Annotated in this window: 20 protein-coding genes and 2 pseudogenes; all 22 read left to right on the top strand. The window is 52.9% G+C overall.

Annotated features, from left to right (window positions below; translation table 11 throughout):
- A pseudogene (locus ACTQ52_RS11830) lies at positions 1-262 on the top strand (hypothetical protein); the annotation flags it as partial.
- Positions 263-530: 268 nt separating this feature from the next.
- Positions 531-863: a hypothetical protein gene (locus tag ACTQ52_RS11825; protein WP_441982719.1), complete on the top strand. Its 333-nt coding sequence runs from the start codon at positions 531-533 to the stop codon at positions 861-863.
- 18 nt (positions 864-881) lie between these two features.
- Positions 882-1112 (top strand): hypothetical protein, encoded by a 231-nt coding sequence (locus tag ACTQ52_RS11820; protein WP_441982718.1) that lies wholly within the window; start codon positions 882-884, stop codon positions 1110-1112.
- The gene (locus ACTQ52_RS11815; protein WP_441982717.1) at positions 1105-1395 is read left to right on the top strand and encodes a VRR-NUC domain-containing protein; all 291 of its coding nucleotides are present in this window, start codon (positions 1105-1107) and stop codon (positions 1393-1395) included. Before ACTQ52_RS11820 ends, ACTQ52_RS11815 begins: the two co-directional genes overlap by 8 nt.
- Positions 1395-1742, top strand: coding sequence for a hypothetical protein (locus tag ACTQ52_RS11810; protein ID WP_441982716.1), 348 nt, complete (start codon positions 1395-1397; stop codon positions 1740-1742). Before ACTQ52_RS11815 ends, ACTQ52_RS11810 begins: the two co-directional genes overlap by 1 nt.
- Before the next feature lie 73 nt (positions 1743-1815).
- Positions 1816-2340 (top strand): HNH endonuclease, encoded by a 525-nt coding sequence (locus tag ACTQ52_RS11805; protein ID WP_441982715.1) that lies wholly within the window; start codon positions 1816-1818, stop codon positions 2338-2340.
- A pseudogene (locus ACTQ52_RS11800) lies at positions 2337-3711 on the top strand (SNF2-related protein). The gene ACTQ52_RS11805 and the pseudogene ACTQ52_RS11800 overlap by 4 nt, the downstream one beginning before the upstream one ends.
- A gap of 84 nt (positions 3712-3795) precedes the next feature.
- The gene (locus tag ACTQ52_RS11795; protein ID WP_441982714.1) at positions 3796-4032 is read left to right on the top strand and encodes a hypothetical protein; all 237 of its coding nucleotides are present in this window, start codon (positions 3796-3798) and stop codon (positions 4030-4032) included.
- Positions 4029-4463 (top strand): sigma factor-like helix-turn-helix DNA-binding protein, encoded by a 435-nt coding sequence (locus ACTQ52_RS11790; RefSeq protein ID WP_441982713.1) that lies wholly within the window; start codon positions 4029-4031, stop codon positions 4461-4463. Before ACTQ52_RS11795 ends, ACTQ52_RS11790 begins: the two co-directional genes overlap by 4 nt.
- A gap of 151 nt (positions 4464-4614) precedes the next feature.
- Entirely contained in the window at positions 4615-4974 is a 360-nt protein-coding gene (locus ACTQ52_RS11785; protein WP_441982712.1) for an HNH endonuclease, read from the top strand.
- Between the two features lie 484 nt (positions 4975-5458).
- A complete protein-coding gene (locus ACTQ52_RS11780) occupies positions 5459-6718 on the top strand; it encodes a site-specific DNA-methyltransferase (protein ID WP_441982711.1) in 1260 nt (419 codons plus the stop codon).
- A complete protein-coding gene (locus ACTQ52_RS11775; RefSeq protein WP_441982710.1) occupies positions 6715-7002 on the top strand; it encodes a hypothetical protein in 288 nt (95 codons plus the stop codon). Before ACTQ52_RS11780 ends, ACTQ52_RS11775 begins: the two co-directional genes overlap by 4 nt.
- An 89-nt stretch (positions 7003-7091) precedes the next feature.
- Positions 7092-7769, top strand: coding sequence for a virulence protein (locus ACTQ52_RS11770; RefSeq protein WP_441982709.1), 678 nt, complete (start codon positions 7092-7094; stop codon positions 7767-7769).
- Positions 7770-7896: 127 nt separating this feature from the next.
- Positions 7897-8844 carry an amidoligase family protein gene (locus ACTQ52_RS11765; protein WP_441982708.1) on the top strand — a complete coding sequence of 316 codons (948 nt, stop codon included), beginning with the start codon at positions 7897-7899 and terminating at the stop codon, positions 8842-8844.
- A gap of 86 nt (positions 8845-8930) precedes the next feature.
- Positions 8931-9335: a DUF4314 domain-containing protein gene (locus ACTQ52_RS11760; RefSeq protein WP_441982707.1), complete on the top strand. Its 405-nt coding sequence runs from the start codon at positions 8931-8933 to the stop codon at positions 9333-9335.
- Between the two features lie 125 nt (positions 9336-9460).
- Complete coding sequence (locus ACTQ52_RS11755) at positions 9461-9895, top strand: DUF7698 family protein (protein WP_441982706.1); 435 nt, start codon at positions 9461-9463, stop codon at positions 9893-9895.
- A gap of 176 nt (positions 9896-10071) precedes the next feature.
- A complete protein-coding gene (locus tag ACTQ52_RS11750) occupies positions 10072-10299 on the top strand; it encodes a DUF7678 domain-containing protein (RefSeq protein WP_441982705.1) in 228 nt (75 codons plus the stop codon).
- A 124-nt stretch (positions 10300-10423) separates the two neighbouring features.
- On the top strand, positions 10424-10897 hold the full coding sequence (locus ACTQ52_RS11745; RefSeq protein WP_441982704.1) for a phage terminase small subunit P27 family: 474 nt from the start codon (positions 10424-10426) through the stop codon (positions 10895-10897).
- Positions 10898-10923: 26 nt separating this feature from the next.
- The gene (locus tag ACTQ52_RS11740) at positions 10924-12519 is read left to right on the top strand and encodes a terminase large subunit (RefSeq protein WP_441982720.1); all 1596 of its coding nucleotides are present in this window, start codon (positions 10924-10926) and stop codon (positions 12517-12519) included.
- Between the two features lie 122 nt (positions 12520-12641).
- On the top strand, positions 12642-12812 hold the full coding sequence (locus tag ACTQ52_RS11735; protein WP_441982703.1) for a hypothetical protein: 171 nt from the start codon (positions 12642-12644) through the stop codon (positions 12810-12812).
- Between the two features lie 79 nt (positions 12813-12891).
- Positions 12892-14238: a phage portal protein gene (locus tag ACTQ52_RS11730; protein WP_441982702.1), complete on the top strand. Its 1347-nt coding sequence runs from the start codon at positions 12892-12894 to the stop codon at positions 14236-14238.
- Positions 14235-15104, top strand: coding sequence for a head maturation protease, ClpP-related (locus ACTQ52_RS11725; protein ID WP_441982701.1), 870 nt, complete (start codon positions 14235-14237; stop codon positions 15102-15104). Before ACTQ52_RS11730 ends, ACTQ52_RS11725 begins: the two co-directional genes overlap by 4 nt.
- Positions 15105-15155: the final 51 nt, after the last annotated feature.

The raw sequence follows: 15155 nt of genomic DNA, 5'->3' as shown, positions 1-15155 counted from the left end.
CGTCGACGAGAGAAGGAATTACTTCCTCTATGGCGATGATCCGCTTCGGGCTCAGGGAAAGGTTCAGCGCAAGGTCGTGAGCAACATTGAAATCTGGTGCGAGTGCTTTGGGAAAAAGCAGGCCGACATTGAGCCCAAAGACAGTTATGCCATCGCTGCCATCATGGAGCGCATAGAGAACTGGGAGAAGACTGGAGAGAGGAGATCCGATCATGCGTATGGCCGCCAGCGGGTGTATGTGCGAAAGACGGACGATGAGTGACATCTCATGGGACAAACAGCCCTTGGACGAAGCAGACGGGACAAGCAGAGCTCCACCCTGTCCCAATCTGGCTGTCCAGCAGGAAAGCCTTTATTTAAGGGCTTTTCCGGGATGAACTGGCACAACCCTGTTTCTTTTCTATATAGCACAAAATAATAAAAATTTTAGTAATAAAAGGACGGGCGCATGTGGGCGCATACGCGTATACGCGCGTAAGGGGATTTTGTGCCTGTCGTCCATCCATTTGTCCAGAGAGGAGATTAAAACGATGCTGAGTCGTAAAGATAGAACGGTTGAAAAGTATATGAGAGCGGGAGCTGCGATGCGGCTTTTCAAGACAGCATACAGCGAGGTGATCACCATTTTGTCAGAGGTGATGCCGATTCAGGACTACGAGAAGGTTATGCGTGCGATGTACAAAGTGGATCAGGTTTGTTCCGATACGGAGGATCGCATGTTCCGTGAGCATCCGGACCTTGATAACGAGTACATCGACGTATTCTACGGTGATCTGAAGGGCGACACGAGAAACGACGTCGACCGGAAAGTGGTGCAGATGGCGCATGAGATGTCAGAGCACCTGTTTGGCGAAAAGCAGTGATGGAAGGAGGGAAGAGCAATGTTTGTTTATACACAGATGGGAACCATCGTAAATCTGGATCAGTTTGATGGCGTGATCTCCAGCAGGATGAAGTGCGGCAGGGCATGCGTGTATGCGGTCCGGGGAGCCGGGAAGGAACAGGTCCGGATGCCGCTTGGCACTTATAAGAATCTGGCGGATGCAGACTACGCCATCTACCGCATGGCAGAAGCCATGAATGCGGACGAATCGGAGGACGCGGATGAATGAGAAGGAAGTCGAGCAGCGTCTTGTTGCAGCAGTAAAGACAGCAGGTGGCTGGTGCCCGAAGTTTATCTCTCCGGGCACCAATGGCATGCCGGATCGGATCGTCCTGATGCCCGGTGGTCGCATCGCCTTTGTGGAGGTGAAGGCACCGGGCCAGAAACCGAGAAAGCTGCAGATTCGAAGACACGTCCGTCTTCGCCATCTGGGCTTTCCGGTGTTCGTACTGGACGATCCGGCAGAGATTTCTGGCATCCTTGCGGCAACCATGCAGGAAGGAGATAAGTGATGGGAAACCTCATTAGTTTGAAGGACGGAACACTCGCAACAGTCCTCTCCGGAGAAGATCTTCTGGATCTTATCGAGACACACATGGGGCAGGAAATGAAGGAGGCCGTCGTCGAGTGGATGAATGAACTCGACCTTGAGCATGCCGACGACGAAGAATGCATCCATGAACTGAATGAGCTGATCAGCGAGGACCACAAACGGTACAAAGGTACCATGGAGCAGATTCGCATGGAGGTGGAAAAGCTGAATGGCTTGATCACGGCAAAGGATCTGGACCGCGGAGCAATCTCCAATACGGTCGGAGCGATCAGTGTGCTGGCCTATAAGGAGGTATGCCGATGTTGATGCGGGAGCAGATGCACAGTTATCAGAACTATTGTGTCTGGAAACTTCGAGTGAGTAACAGAAGGGAGGCACCATGAAGGTTCAGGTGATATGTGATTGGTGCGGGAAAACATTCGAGAGGAATGCATCATACCTCAAGGGGAAAACGCATCACTTCTGCTGCCGGGAATGCTGCAATCATTTCTACAATAAGAAAATGAATCCGGACGGATATGCCGATCACAAAGATTTCTCCCGGATAAGTGCACATATGACAGCACTGAACAAAGAAATGAATCCCACAAGAATGAATCCTGCAACAAAAGGAAAATTGCGGCAGGCGCGTCTTGGGAAAGGCAAGTGCGATGGATACTCGAAAATTTATGGTGCTGCGGCACACCGGGTAGTTGCAGAACAGAAGTTGGGACGACCATTGAAGAAAGGCGAAGTGGTCCATCACCGCGATGGAAACAAGTACAATAATTCGCCCGAGAATCTTGAAGTGTTTCCCTCGCAGGCGGATCATGCCAGATACCATAACAATCTGAGATGGTTCATCTCAGAGCTTGAAAGGATTGAGGAACTTGAAAAGGCCGAGGAAGGAGGTGATGCCGAATGAAGTTCATACCGCATGATTATCAGAAATACGCGATTTCCTACATCAAAGAGAATCCAGTTGCTGCACTCCTGCTTGATATGGGCTTGGGTTGAGGGCAAAACAGTGATCACGCTGTCGGCAATATCGGATCTTATGTTTGACAGCTTTACCGTTCGACATGTACTGGTAATAGCCCCGCTGCGTGTGGCACGTGATACCTGGCCAGCCGAAATTCGGAAATGGGATCATCTGCAGGATCTGACTTTCGCGGTTGCAGTCGGGGCAGTGAGGGAACGGAGAATGGCGATCCTGAAAAGGGCTGACATCACGATCATCAACCGGGAGAATGTTTCGTGGCTTATCAACTCATCTGGCCTTTCGTTTGATTATGACATGGTTGTTGTTGATGAGCTGTCCTCTTTCAAGAATTACAAGTCCCAGCGGTTCAAGGCACTGATGAGTGTGCGTCCCTGCGTGAAGAGAATCGTCGGCCTGACAGGAACACCCGCTTCTAACGGATTGATGGATCTCTGGTCGGAATACAGGCTCCTTGATATGGGCAGACGCCTTGGACGGTTTATCGGCAGATATCGCGAGGCATACTTCAAGGCAGGCAGCATGAACCCTTACACAGGAGTTGTTTATAACTATGTGCCACTGCCCGGCGCGGAAAAGGCGATCTACCAGAAGATCAGTGATATCTCGGTATCCATGAAGGCGAAGGACTTCCTTCCGGATCTTCCGCAGTGTCTGACTGTCAATCACACGGTAGAGATGAGTCCGGAGGAGAAAAAGCAGTACGAGAAGATGAAGCAAAATCTGGTCCTGAGGATTGAGGGCGAGGAGATCGATGCGGCCAATGCGGCAGTTCTTTCTGGAAGACTTCTCGAGATGGCAAATGGCGCTGTCTACAACGAGAACCATGAGGTGATTCGGATTCATGACCGGAAACTGAAAATGCTGTCTGACCTGATCGAGGAAGCAGTCGGGCAGAACGTTCTGATTGCCTACTGGTACCAGCACGACCGGAGCCGGATTATTGAATATCTGAAAGAGCAGGGAATCACAGTCCGGGACCTGAAGTCCTCTGAGGATGTAGCCGACTGGAATGCGGGCAGGATCCCGGTCGCCCTGATTTCTCCTGCATCTGCAGGACACGGACTCAACCTCCAGCATGGCGGCCACATCCTGATCTGGTTTTCCCTTTGTTGGAGCCTTGAGATGCGGCAGCAGACAGATGCACGGCTGAATCGTCAGGGACAGACCGATGTTGTGACGATTCACAACATCGTGACGAAGGACACGATTGATGAAGATGTCCTACGTGCACTGGAAGATAAGAACTCCACACAGGAGAACCTGATCCGCGCTGTGCGGGCACGTCTCAAGTAAGACAATCAGAGTCAAACAGAGAAAATCAACGACAACATATGCCAATCCGAGGAGCAGAAAACCAAGCATTCAAGGAGGCTGCATATGAACAAAAATTATGGTTCTGATCCGTATGAGAATCTGGCGAATGCCATCGTGGCTCAGGCCGCACGGGACTATCTGACTGCACTTCGAAGACTTAAAAAGAATCCGGATAATAAGATGGCGATGGATGAGGCTATGCGGCTTGAGAAGTTCTTCCATTCCGGCTGGTACGGAGTCCTGACCAGTGTTGATCCGGATTATTTGATCCGGAGACTGAGAGAGAAGGTGGCAGCATGATGACAGCGCAGCAGTATCTCTCGCAGGCGTACCGGCTGGACCAGAGAGTTCAACTGGATCAGTCAGAACTCGACAACTTAAGAACTCTGGCAGCAAGTGTGGGAAGCCCCGGCTTTGAGGAACACTACAATCCGAATCATCCGACCGACGCTCCCTTCGTGAAGACCCTAGAGAAGATCTGGGAAATGGAGCAGAAGATCTCTGCTGAACTGAGTCAGCTGATTCTCTTAAAGCAGGAGATCCTCATGGTACTTTCCAAGGTTGACGATGTGGACGAGCGTCTCGTTCTCACATATCGGTACCTCAAGAACATGAGCTGGACAGAAATCAGTGAGGAACTTGGCGTCAGTGACAGGACCATTCGCCGGTGGCATGAACGGGCTCTCACGCATGTGGTGGTGCCAGAGACGGCAGAAGAGACCAGCGACTAAAATTTTTTTCATAAATTTTGAAATGTGCCGGTTTTGTCCTGGGAAGTCCGGGTGGCACTTATGATATAGTAGAATCAGCAAGATAGGATGAAGGAAGCCTCGAAGGGAAAAACCTCCGGGGCTTTTGTTATGGGAAGCGAAGGTGATGGACATGCCATACAAACCAATGGTCCCCTGCAGGCATCCGGGGTGTCCAAACCTCGTGCCACCCGGGCAGAAGTACTGCGAGGAACACAAGAGCCTGCACCCGGAAGAGAACCGGTCGGCGGCAGCAAGAGGATACAATGCGAGGTGGAGACGGGAGAGCAAGAAGTTCCTGCAGCTTCATCCACTCTGTCAGGAGTGCCTGAAGAAAGGTATTGCAACCCCAGCAACCGTCGTCGATCACATCGTTCCGCACCGTGGTGATGCGAAGCTCTTCTGGGATCGAAGCAACTGGCAGGCGCTTTGCAAGAAGTGTCACGACAAGAAGACGAGAAATCAGGATGAGACACCAACGTATCACTACTGATTCGTTGCGAGGCGGGGGGGGAGGCCATGATCTCTAAAGCCAGAGGGACAGAAGACCGCCGGCCCCTTCCGTGTGCGCGGGCGCGATTTTGGTACCCCGGGGGTTGAGGCCCGTCCGGGCAGATCAAAATTTACATATTGAAACCGCAGAAAGACGTGGAAACAAGCGCCTTCTCTGCGGTTTTTTCGTGCGCGGAATTGCGCGGCAGCGACCTGGATTTCCGCCACGGATTTTCCACTTAGCGCCCGGCAGACTTTCGAGTACGTTCTGACTTTCGAGTACGTGAGGGATGGCGTGATGGATGACGACTTTGAAACACCTGACATCTCGGATTTCCTTACGTCCTGCGCGAAGCAGTTCTGTCCGTGGTGTGGGAAGCCGATGGGAAGGAATCCAATGGGCAGGCCACGGGTGTTCTGCTCGGACCGGTGCCGCTGGGCCTACAACAGCTGGCGGCACAGAAAACGAATGAAGGAGAAAGAAAATGGAAACACCAATCCTGAAGAACATACCGGTGAAGGAACTGAAGCCGGCAGCTTACAACCCGAGAAAGAAGCTGAAGCCGGGCGATAAGGAATATGAGAAGATCAAGAACTCCATTCAGGAATTCGGATTTGCAGATCCGCTGGTGGTGAACTCCGACATGACGATCATCGGAGGACATCAACGGCTGACCGTGGCCAAAGATCTCGGCTATACCGAAGTTCCCTGCGCCGTCGTCAATATAGATAAGACCCGTGAGAAGGCGCTGAACATCGCGCTCAACAAGATCACGGGTGAGTGGGACGAGAACATGCTCGCCGATCTCCTGAAAGATCTGGAGGCATCTGATTTCAACACCGCGCTCACCGGTTTCGAGCCTCCGGAGATGGAGCAGCTTTTCAACAAGGTCTGTGACAAGGAAGTGGAGGAGGACAGCTTTGATGTTGACGAAGAGCTGAAGAAGCCGACCATGAGTAAGACCGGCGACATGTGGTTTCTTGGGAAGCACAAAGTCTTCTGCGGTGATTCCACCAAGGAGGAAAACTACGTCGCTCTGATGGATGGCCAGAAAGCAAATCTCGTCCTGACCGATCCTCCGTACAACGTCGATGTTGAAGAGACCGCAGGCAAGATCATGAATGACAACATGGCTGACGAGGACTTCTACAAATTCCTGCTGGCAGCCTATCAGGCGATGTACGCCAATCTGGCTGATGATGGATCGATCTACGTGTGGCATGCAGATACGGAAGGACTGAACTTCCGTAAGGCATTCAAGGATGCTGGCTTCTATCTCTCTGGCTGCTGCATCTGGAAGAAGAACAGTCTGGTGCTCGGGCGAAGTCCGTACCAGTGGATTCATGAGCCGTGCCTTTATGGCTGGAAGCAGAAAGGGACCCATAAGTGGTATTCCGACCGCAAGCAAACCACAGTCTGGGAGTACGACAAACCGCGATCCTCCAAGGACCATCCGACGATGAAGCCGGTCGTCCTCCTGAGCTATCCGATTAGGAACAGCTCCGCGACAAACGGCATCGTGCTGGATCCGTTCCTTGGCTCCGGCAGTACGCTGATTGCCTGCTGCGAGACCGACCGGATCTGCAGAGGCATTGAACTTGATCCGAAATTCGTCGATGTGATCGTCAAGAGATACATCGAGCACGAAGGCGGTAAAACGGCAGATGTGTATGTAATGCGTGACGGGCAGAAGCTCACGTTTGAAGAGGCGGCTGCTGACATGCCGCAGGAGGAGAACGCATGAATGCTGAAGAGAGACTGCTTGAGAATGGCTACGATGGTGTGAAGTATCTTACAAACTACAGTTACGACAGTGCCCTAATCGGAGTGACGGATGATGGTCGGGCAGTCTACGACTACGAGCTCATGGTCGAGTGGCTGATGGATATCGAGGGCTGGTCCTATGAGGATGCTGCCGAGTGGGTCAACTACAACACTCTCCGGGCACTTCCCTACATGGGAGAGGATGCTCCGATCGTTGTGAACCGCCTTGAGGACGTATACATCCGCGTCGATAAAGATGACTGATTTTTGTTAAAATTTCCTGTCGAATTCGGTTGCTATTTCAGCGCCTCAGAGTGATGTATGTACTACCAAAACAAAGGAGGCACATAGATATGAGAGCAAACTACAACAGGACAGGAAAAGATAGGAAAGAGCTGGTGAACGCCATTGCAGAGATCACTGGGGAGAAGGCCGAGTATAAGTTCGTACCGACCTGCGCCTATGAGATCGGGAACATCACGGTCGACAAGGACGGCGGGGTGAGCTGCGAAGACGAAGAGAAGCTGAACAAGGTGATGGCAGCGCTTGGCCAGAAGGGATTCTTCCCGGAAGCCGGGCAGGAACCCGCGCAGGAAGCCACAGAGCCGGCACAGGAGCCCGAGGAAGAGACAACCGGGCTTACGGTCAGCCTGCCGCTTTCAGCCGCGAACGTCGGGACGCTCACCAACCTGATCAGCGCCAAGGACAGCCTGATCAAGAAGGCGCTCGGGATTACTGATACAAGGATTCGGGTGACGGAAGACAAGATCGAATTCCCATGGTTCGATCGGGAGTTGACGCCGGATGAAGCACACGCCTACATGCTTTTCATCAGCCAGCTCTGCAAACTCTCCAAAGAACTGAAGCATGCAAGCAGCAGACCGGTAGAGACAGATAACGAGAAGTACGCCTTCCGCACCTGGCTTCTCCGGATGGGATTCATCGGGCCGGAGTACAAGCCAGCGCGGAAGATCCTGCTTCAGAATCTTACCGGCAGCTCCGCTTTCCGAAACGGCAGCAAACCGGAATAAATACACGATTTCTTCTCCGGAAATTTGTGAGATATACACCTCCGAATTGACTGGATATAAGTGCCCTTCAGAGTGATTAATACACATGCAAGAAGGAAAACACATAAGCCAGCAAGGAGGCAAAATCATGAAGGATACAGAGAAGAGAATCGAAACCATGAAGCAGCAGACGATCGGAGTTGAGGTTGAGATGTACGGGATCGCAAGAAGCAGGGCAGCCGAGGTTGCCGCCACCTTCTTCGGAACCGGAAGACATGAGGATACCTCAAGACGGAACGGATACCGGGCATGGAGCGCTTGGGACCAGCAGGGCCGGGAATGGAAATTCCAGAGAGACGCCAGCATCCGGGCAGCAAGGGATGAAGAATCCTGCGAGATGGTCACCCCGATCCTCACCTACGAGGATATCGAGAGCCTGCAGGAATTGCTCCGGCAGCTTCGCCACAACGGAGCCAAGAGCGACCCGAGCCACATGTGCGGAGTTCACATTCACATCGGAGCAAACGGGCACAACGCGAGGACCCTCCGGACACTGGCAAACCTAATGGCAAGCCACGAGAGCCTCCTGATCAGCGCCCTTCGGCTGGACCGGAGCCGGATTGACCGCTACTGCCAGACGGTGGACAAGGGCTTCCTGAACCGCCTCAACAAGAAGAAGCCGGAAACGATGCAGGCCCTCGCAGACATCTGGTACGAAGAGAACCATGCAAGCTACGGACGGAGGGAGCATTACAACAGCAGCCGTTATCACATGCTGAACCTTCACGCGACCTTCACCAAGGGCACGATCGAGTTCCGCCTCTTCCAGTTCGCAGACGCCGGGAACGGCAGACGCGGTGGCCTCCATGCGGGAGAGCTCAAGAGTTACATTCAGCTTTGCCTTGCCCTTTCCGCAGCAGCGAAGATCCAGAAGACAGCAAGCCCGAAAGAGCCCCAGCACGAGAATCCGAAATACGCGATGCGCACCTGGCTCCTCCGGATGGGCTTCATCGGGGATGAGTTCGAAACAGCTAGGGAGATTCTCACAAGGAACCTTGCAGGCGACACTTCCTTCCGGAACGGAAGATGCGCATAAACCGAAGAGACAGCCTTCCGCTACCTTACCCGCGAGAGTCGCGGGCTTAAGGTGGTAGAAGGGTATCCCTTCGGAAAGGAGACAAGATGATGAGATTTCCGAATGACAAAGAATTGAAAGAGCTGCGGGAGCATTACCCGGCAGGAGCAAGGGTGGAGCTGATCCAGATGGACGACCCGCAATCCCCGCCTGTCGGAACCAAGGGAACGGTTACCGGGGTGGACGATGCCGGATCGATCATGGTCCGCTGGGACAGCGGGTCTTCCCTGAACGTCGCTTACGGAGCTGATCGCTGCAGGTTGCTGGTCGGGGAGTTCACGCAGACCGTCCGGGACCAGATCTTAAAGCTCCGAGACACGGGCGAGACGAACATGTTCGACGTGCCTGCGGTGCAGGCTATAGCCAACCGCCTCGGCTACTATGAGCTGGTGATCTTCCTCATGGATCACAGGAAGGAATACGCAAACTTCATCATGAAGGGCGAGGTCTAAGATACACAGGTTTCGCACAAAAATCTTGTGCAGTTTATGATCTACATTTCCTTGCTATAAAAGGGCTTCAGAGTGATATATGTACATGCCAAAGGAAACAAGCACATAGCAAGGAGGACAAAACCATGATGAACATTTTCGAAGAGACCTACGAGGCAATGGAAGCCGCAAAGAAAGCCTACGCAGAGGCTATTACCGACGAGGGCAAGGAAGCAGCAGAGAAAGTCTACGGAGCCGCCAAGGACAAGATGGCAGCGAAGGGCGACATCGCATGGACGATTTGGAGAGCTTACGAGCATTCCAGAGAGACCGAGAACGCGGTCCTGAACTTTGACGACATCATTTGGGACCGGGATGTCGAAGACCTCACCGCCTGCATGAGAGAGAACGGCATCGAGGCATTCACCTACTCCTGCCGGGCAACGGACGCGGTCGAAACCTTATGGCTTTTCAAGCAGGCTGGCTGCACCATCGGAGAGATGGTCGAGGTCAATCTTCGGAAGGACCTCTGGGGCAAGGGTTACGAAAAGGGACATGCCTTCAAGATGATCCTGAACTAAAGACTTCCGGGAAGGGAGCCCCAGCGATGGGCCTCTTCCTCGTAGAAATACACAATGGTGTACGGCAGATCTTTGTGACATATATTCCACGGTTCTCCTTGCTATAGTTCCGCGACAGAGTGATATATGTACATGCCAAAGGAAAAGGCACACAAAGAAAACGGAGGAAAAAGACCATGTGGAAAAAGGGAAGCATCAAGATCGGAAACCAGAAATTCACCTACTGCGCGAAGGTATACGGAGAGCCGAGTGAGGACTACGGCATCGAGGGCGGAAAGGTTAGCAAGCTTGAGATCAGGCTTGGCGACTTCCCGGTCGCAAGATACGACAGAGGATGGGACATCGAGCCGGAAACGGAAAACGCACAGCTTGCCCTTGCAGCCATCCTGCACGAGTTCAACTGAACTGAAAAACAAGGATAGAAAAATCCGGGAGGGAGCCGAAAGGCTCTTCTCTCGTCCACATAAACCACATGGGCTGGATCGCTTCGGCGGTCCTTTTTTGATGCGCGGAAAGGAGGTGTTCCCTATGGCGACCAGAGGAAGAAAGCCGACTCCTACAGCAATCAAGGAGCTGGAAGGAAATCCGGGAAAAAGAAAACTGAATGAGAACGAGCCGAAGCCAGAACGGAAAGCACCTGCCTGCCCGAAGTGGCTAAGCAAAGATGCGAGGAAGGAGTGGCATCGGCTTGCGAAAAAGATGGAGGCACTCGGCGTGCTCACCGAAGTCGACATGGCTGCCTTCGCCGCTTACTGCCAGTCCTACGCGAGGTGGAAAGAAGCCGAGGAGTTCATTACCGAGCACGGCTCTCTTGTGCGGACGCCTTCCGGATACTGGCAGCAGGTTCCGCAGGTGTCGATTGCTCAAACCTACATGAAGCAGATGGGAAAGTTCGCGACCGAGTTCGGTCTGACTCCGGCATCGAGGTCGAGATTGATCGCTGATGCCGGTGAGAGCAAGCCGGGTGATGAGATGGAGGAGCTTCTGGGAGGTGATCCGTAATGGCAGAAGATACACGGCCAGCGGATATGCCTGTGCTTGCAGATTATCAGCCGATCCGCTTCATGCTGCCGACCTCACATTACGATGCAGCGAAGGCAGACCGGGCGGTGAAGTTTATCGAGATGCTCCGCCACACCAAAGGCAAGTGGGCCGGGAAACGCTTCTGGCTGCTTCCGTGGCAGGAGCAGATCATCCGGGATCTCTTCGGGATTGTAAAGCCGGATGGCAAGCGGCAGTTCCGGACCGCCTACATCGAGATCGGCAAGAAGAACGGAAAGTCGGAGCTTGCAGCAGCCGTGGCGCTGTATCTCTTGTACGCGGACAATGAACCGTCTGCGGAAGTCTATGGTGCAGCTGCAGACCGGCAGCAGGCCAGTATTGTTTTTGACGTTGCTCATCAGATGGTTTCCATGACACCGGCGCTTCTGAAACGATCAAAGATCATGGCGGCAACGAAACGAATTGTGAACTACAGCAACGCCGGCTTCTATCAGGTACTGTCCGCTGAGGTAGGCACCAAGCATGGCCTGAATGTTTCCGGTCTGGTCTTTGATGAGGTTCATGCACAGCCGACCCGGAAACTGTACGACGTACTGACCCAAGGCTCTGGTGATGCGAGAGAACAGCCGCTGTTCTTCCTCATCACGACTGCCGGAACTGACAAGAACTCGATCTGTTACGAGCTGCACCAGAAAGCGAAGGATATCCTCTCCGGACAGCGCATAGATCATACATTTTATCCGGTCGTCTATGGACTGGAAGAAGGAGAAGACTGGCACGATGAGAAGAACTGGTACAAGGCGAATCCGAGCCTCGGACAAACGATCGACATCGACCGTGTCCGCGAGCACTACCATGAGGCGCTGGAGAATCCTGCCGAAGAGGCGGTGTTCAAACAGCTCCGCTTAAACATGTGGGTATCCAGTACGACAGCCTTCATTCCGGAGCAGGTCTTTGATCAGGGCAATCAGCCGGTCGATCTGGAAAGCCTCCGTGGCCGGGAGTGCTACGGCGGTCTCGACCTTTCGAGCACCGGAGATATCACGGCACTGGTACTGATGTTCCCGCCTCGCACAGAGGATGAGAAATACATCTGTCTGCCGTTCTTCTGGGTGCCGGAAGATACCATTCCAATCCGCGTCCGGAGAGCATCGGTTCCTTATGACGTCTGGGTAAAGCAGGGATACATGAAGGCGACCGAGGGTAACGTCATCGACTACAACTTCATCGAGAAGTTCATCCTCGATCTCTACCAGATCTACAACATCAAGGAGATCGCGGTGGACCGCTGGAATGCGACCCAGCTCATCATCAACCTGCAGGATGACGGTATGACGATGGTGCCATTCGGTCAGGGTTTTAAAGATATGAGCGCTCCGACGAAGGAGTACTACAAACTCATGATGGAAGGAAAAATCATACACGGCGGCAATCCAGTGCTCCGCTGGATGGCACTGAACGTGGTAGTCGATCGTGATGCGGCAGATAATATCAAGCCGACCAAGGCAAAGTCACCCGAGAAGATCGACGGTATCGTCGCTTCCATCATGGCGCTGGATCGGTGTATCCGGCAGGAACATGTGGAGAGTGTTTACGACAGTAGGGGACTCGTCGTGTTCTAAAATGTGCTTCCTTTATCCTCCTGATATTTGTGTACTTTATGGATCGAAAGAACTGGATATCTATCCGGTTCAGAGTGATATATGTACATGCAAAAGGAAAGCAACCAACGGAGGACAAGAACATGATGAGATACAGATTCAGAAAAGACGGCAAGACCTACACCACCATGCAGGGAAAGAACAGATTTGAAGCACAGGAAAGCCTCGAACTTCAGTTCCAGACAAGCCTCAAGGGAGCAACCTTCGAAGAGATCTGGAAGGGTAAGGTAGACCGCACCGGCATCGTAAAATAAACGAAGCGAACAGAAACAGACAGGGCATTCACCAAAGCGGTGGGTGCCCTTTTCCGTGGGGAGAGAAGGAGTATTGCACATGGGATTTCGAGATTTATTTCACAGAAGGAAGGCAAGAGCAGACCCGCAGGACTCGACCTCGGGCAGTGTGTATCGCGCTTATTACGGACACACCACAGCCGGGAAGACGGTGACGGAGCGAAGCTCGATGCAGGTCACTGCGGTGTATGCCTGTGTCCGGGTGCTGGCAGAAGCTGTGGCAAGCCTGCCACTTCACCTCTACAAAGAGGAAGATGGCAGCAAGGTGAAGGCAACGGACCATCCGCTGTACTTCCTTCTTCACAGTGAACCGAACGAGGAGATGACAGCCTACTCCTTCTGGGAGACGCTGATGACGCATCTGCTCCTGTGGGGAAATGCCTACGTCCAGATCATTCGAAACGGCAAGGGAGAAGTCACCGCACTGTATCCCCTGATGCCAAATCGTATGACCGTTGACCGGGATGAGGCCGGACACATCTATTATCAGTATCTCTGGTCCAAGGGCTCGGATGCACCAACCATGAAAGAGACAATCGTGAAGCTGTCTCCCCACGAGGTGATGCAGGTACCTGGACTCGGATTCGATGGTCTTGTCGGATACAGCCCGATTGCGATGGCGAAGAACAGCATCGGTCTTTCGATGGCCTGCGAGGAATACGGCAGTAAGTTCTTTGAGAACGGAGCCGCGCCATCCGGTGTCTTGGAGCATCCGGGAATCCTGAAGGATCCGGAAAAGGTGCGGGACAGTTGGCAGGCAGCCTTCGGCGGCAGCCAGAACGCCGGGAAGGTTGCGGTATTGGAAGAGGGCATGAAGTATTCGCCCATCTCCATCAATCCGCAGGAAGCGCAGTTTCTCGATACGAGAAAGTTTCAGATCGATGAGATCGCTCGTATCTTCCGTGTACCTCCGCACATGATCGGAGACTTGGAGCATGCGACCTTCAGCAACATCGAAGAGCAGAGTCTTGAGTTCGTGACCTACAGTCTGCAGCCGTGGCTCACAAGAATCGAGTCTTCCATTTCCCGGTCGCTTCTGACAAGGGAAGAGAAGATGGTCTATTACGCCAGATTCAATGTGGACGGCCTGCTTCGTGGAAACTACGCTTCCCGTATGCAGGGATATGCGACTGGTATCAGCAACGGTTTTATGTGCGTAAACGATGTGCGCAGGCTTGAGAACATGGACCTCGTACCGGATGAGGAGGGCGGCAACCTGTTCCTTGTGAACGGGTCAATGACTCCCCTCCGCAGCGCAGGGGCCGCCTATCAGGAGAACAGTTCAAGCGGCGGTACAGATCCGCCTGAACCGGATGATCCAGAACAGGAGTCCGAGGAAGATACAGAAAATACAAAACCCCATCGAAGGGGAAGGAGGAACAGATGAATAAGTTTTGGAAGTGGGTGCGAAACAAGGCGCCGGATGGAAGTGATCCGGACCTTGCGGAACGAACGCTGTTTTTAAATGGAACAATCGCTTCTGAGAGCTGGTTTGACGATGACGTCACCCCGGCTCTTTTTAAATCCGATCTGGATTCCGGCAAGGGTCCGATCACGGTCTGGATCAATTCCCCGGGTGGAGACGTCTGGGCGGCAGCACAGATTTACAACATGCTTCTTTCCTACGGAGAGAAGGTCACAGTGAAGATCGACGGTCTTGCCGCATCGGCAGCATCGGTCATTGCAATGGCAGGTGACGAGGTACTCGTCAGTCCCGTTTCGATGCTGATGATCCATAACCCGTCCACGATGGCGATGGGCGACAAGGATGATCTGACGCAGGCAATTTCCATGCTGGATTCCGTGAAGGATTCCATCCTGAATGCCTACGTGAAGAAGACCGGTCTTTCCAAGAACAAGCTCTCAAAGCTCATGGATGATGAGACCTGGATGGACGCCAATAAAGCGGTCGAGCTTCATTTTGCAGACCGTGTGATGGAGCGTCCGGATCTCTACCATGAGGATGAGCCGGAAAAGAAAGTGCCGGACGAGGGTGATCCGGATGAGGAGAAAACTGATCCAGAGGAATCCGAAAAGAAGGAACCTGAAGAGGATACGGGGAAGCCTGAGAAAAAGGATAAGGACCTGACACGTACAGGATTCCTTTATTCCAGTCGTCAGATGGCGGCTGCCTTCACAAACAAGGTGAAGAAACACTACACAGTAAGCAATGCAGTAACCAATAAAGCAGAAGAAGGCCGGAGCGTGGATGCTCTGATGGATCGCCTGAATCTGCTGCACACGATGATGTGAGGAGGAGAACACAATGAACGTACAGGATTTGATTGCAAAGAGAGCAAGAGC

The sequence above is a fragment of the Oribacterium sp. Sow4_G1_1 genome (genome assembly GCF_052116105.1).
Lineage (GTDB): Bacteria > Bacillota > Clostridia > Lachnospirales > Lachnospiraceae > Oribacterium.
This window is presented reverse-complemented; position numbering and strand designations above follow the sequence as displayed.

Coding starts and splice junctions, on each gene's coding strand:
- ACTQ52_RS11810 (WP_441982716.1), top strand. CDS start 1,395: ATGGGAAACCTCATTAGTTTGAAGGACGGAACACTCGCAACAGTCCTC.
- ACTQ52_RS11770 (WP_441982709.1), top strand. CDS start 7,092: ATGAGAGCAAACTACAACAGGACAGGAAAAGATAGGAAAGAGCTGGTG.
- ACTQ52_RS11820 (WP_441982718.1), top strand. CDS start 882: ATGTTTGTTTATACACAGATGGGAACCATCGTAAATCTGGATCAGTTT.
- ACTQ52_RS11780 (WP_441982711.1), top strand. CDS start 5,459: ATGGAAACACCAATCCTGAAGAACATACCGGTGAAGGAACTGAAGCCG.
- ACTQ52_RS11765 (WP_441982708.1), top strand. CDS start 7,897: ATGAAGGATACAGAGAAGAGAATCGAAACCATGAAGCAGCAGACGATC.
- ACTQ52_RS11745 (WP_441982704.1), top strand. CDS start 10,424: ATGGCGACCAGAGGAAGAAAGCCGACTCCTACAGCAATCAAGGAGCTG.
- ACTQ52_RS11730 (WP_441982702.1), top strand. CDS start 12,892: ATGGGATTTCGAGATTTATTTCACAGAAGGAAGGCAAGAGCAGACCCG.
- ACTQ52_RS11815 (WP_441982717.1), top strand. CDS start 1,105: ATGAATGAGAAGGAAGTCGAGCAGCGTCTTGTTGCAGCAGTAAAGACA.
- ACTQ52_RS11825 (WP_441982719.1), top strand. CDS start 531: ATGCTGAGTCGTAAAGATAGAACGGTTGAAAAGTATATGAGAGCGGGA.
- ACTQ52_RS11725 (WP_441982701.1), top strand. CDS start 14,235: ATGAATAAGTTTTGGAAGTGGGTGCGAAACAAGGCGCCGGATGGAAGT.
- ACTQ52_RS11785 (WP_441982712.1), top strand. CDS start 4,615: ATGCCATACAAACCAATGGTCCCCTGCAGGCATCCGGGGTGTCCAAAC.
- ACTQ52_RS11795 (WP_441982714.1), top strand. CDS start 3,796: ATGAACAAAAATTATGGTTCTGATCCGTATGAGAATCTGGCGAATGCC.
- ACTQ52_RS11790 (WP_441982713.1), top strand. CDS start 4,029: ATGATGACAGCGCAGCAGTATCTCTCGCAGGCGTACCGGCTGGACCAG.
- ACTQ52_RS11805 (WP_441982715.1), top strand. CDS start 1,816: ATGAAGGTTCAGGTGATATGTGATTGGTGCGGGAAAACATTCGAGAGG.
- ACTQ52_RS11740 (WP_441982720.1), top strand. CDS start 10,924: ATGCCTGTGCTTGCAGATTATCAGCCGATCCGCTTCATGCTGCCGACC.
- ACTQ52_RS11750 (WP_441982705.1), top strand. CDS start 10,072: ATGTGGAAAAAGGGAAGCATCAAGATCGGAAACCAGAAATTCACCTAC.
- ACTQ52_RS11760 (WP_441982707.1), top strand. CDS start 8,931: ATGATGAGATTTCCGAATGACAAAGAATTGAAAGAGCTGCGGGAGCAT.
- ACTQ52_RS11775 (WP_441982710.1), top strand. CDS start 6,715: ATGAATGCTGAAGAGAGACTGCTTGAGAATGGCTACGATGGTGTGAAG.
- ACTQ52_RS11735 (WP_441982703.1), top strand. CDS start 12,642: ATGATGAGATACAGATTCAGAAAAGACGGCAAGACCTACACCACCATG.
- ACTQ52_RS11755 (WP_441982706.1), top strand. CDS start 9,461: ATGATGAACATTTTCGAAGAGACCTACGAGGCAATGGAAGCCGCAAAG.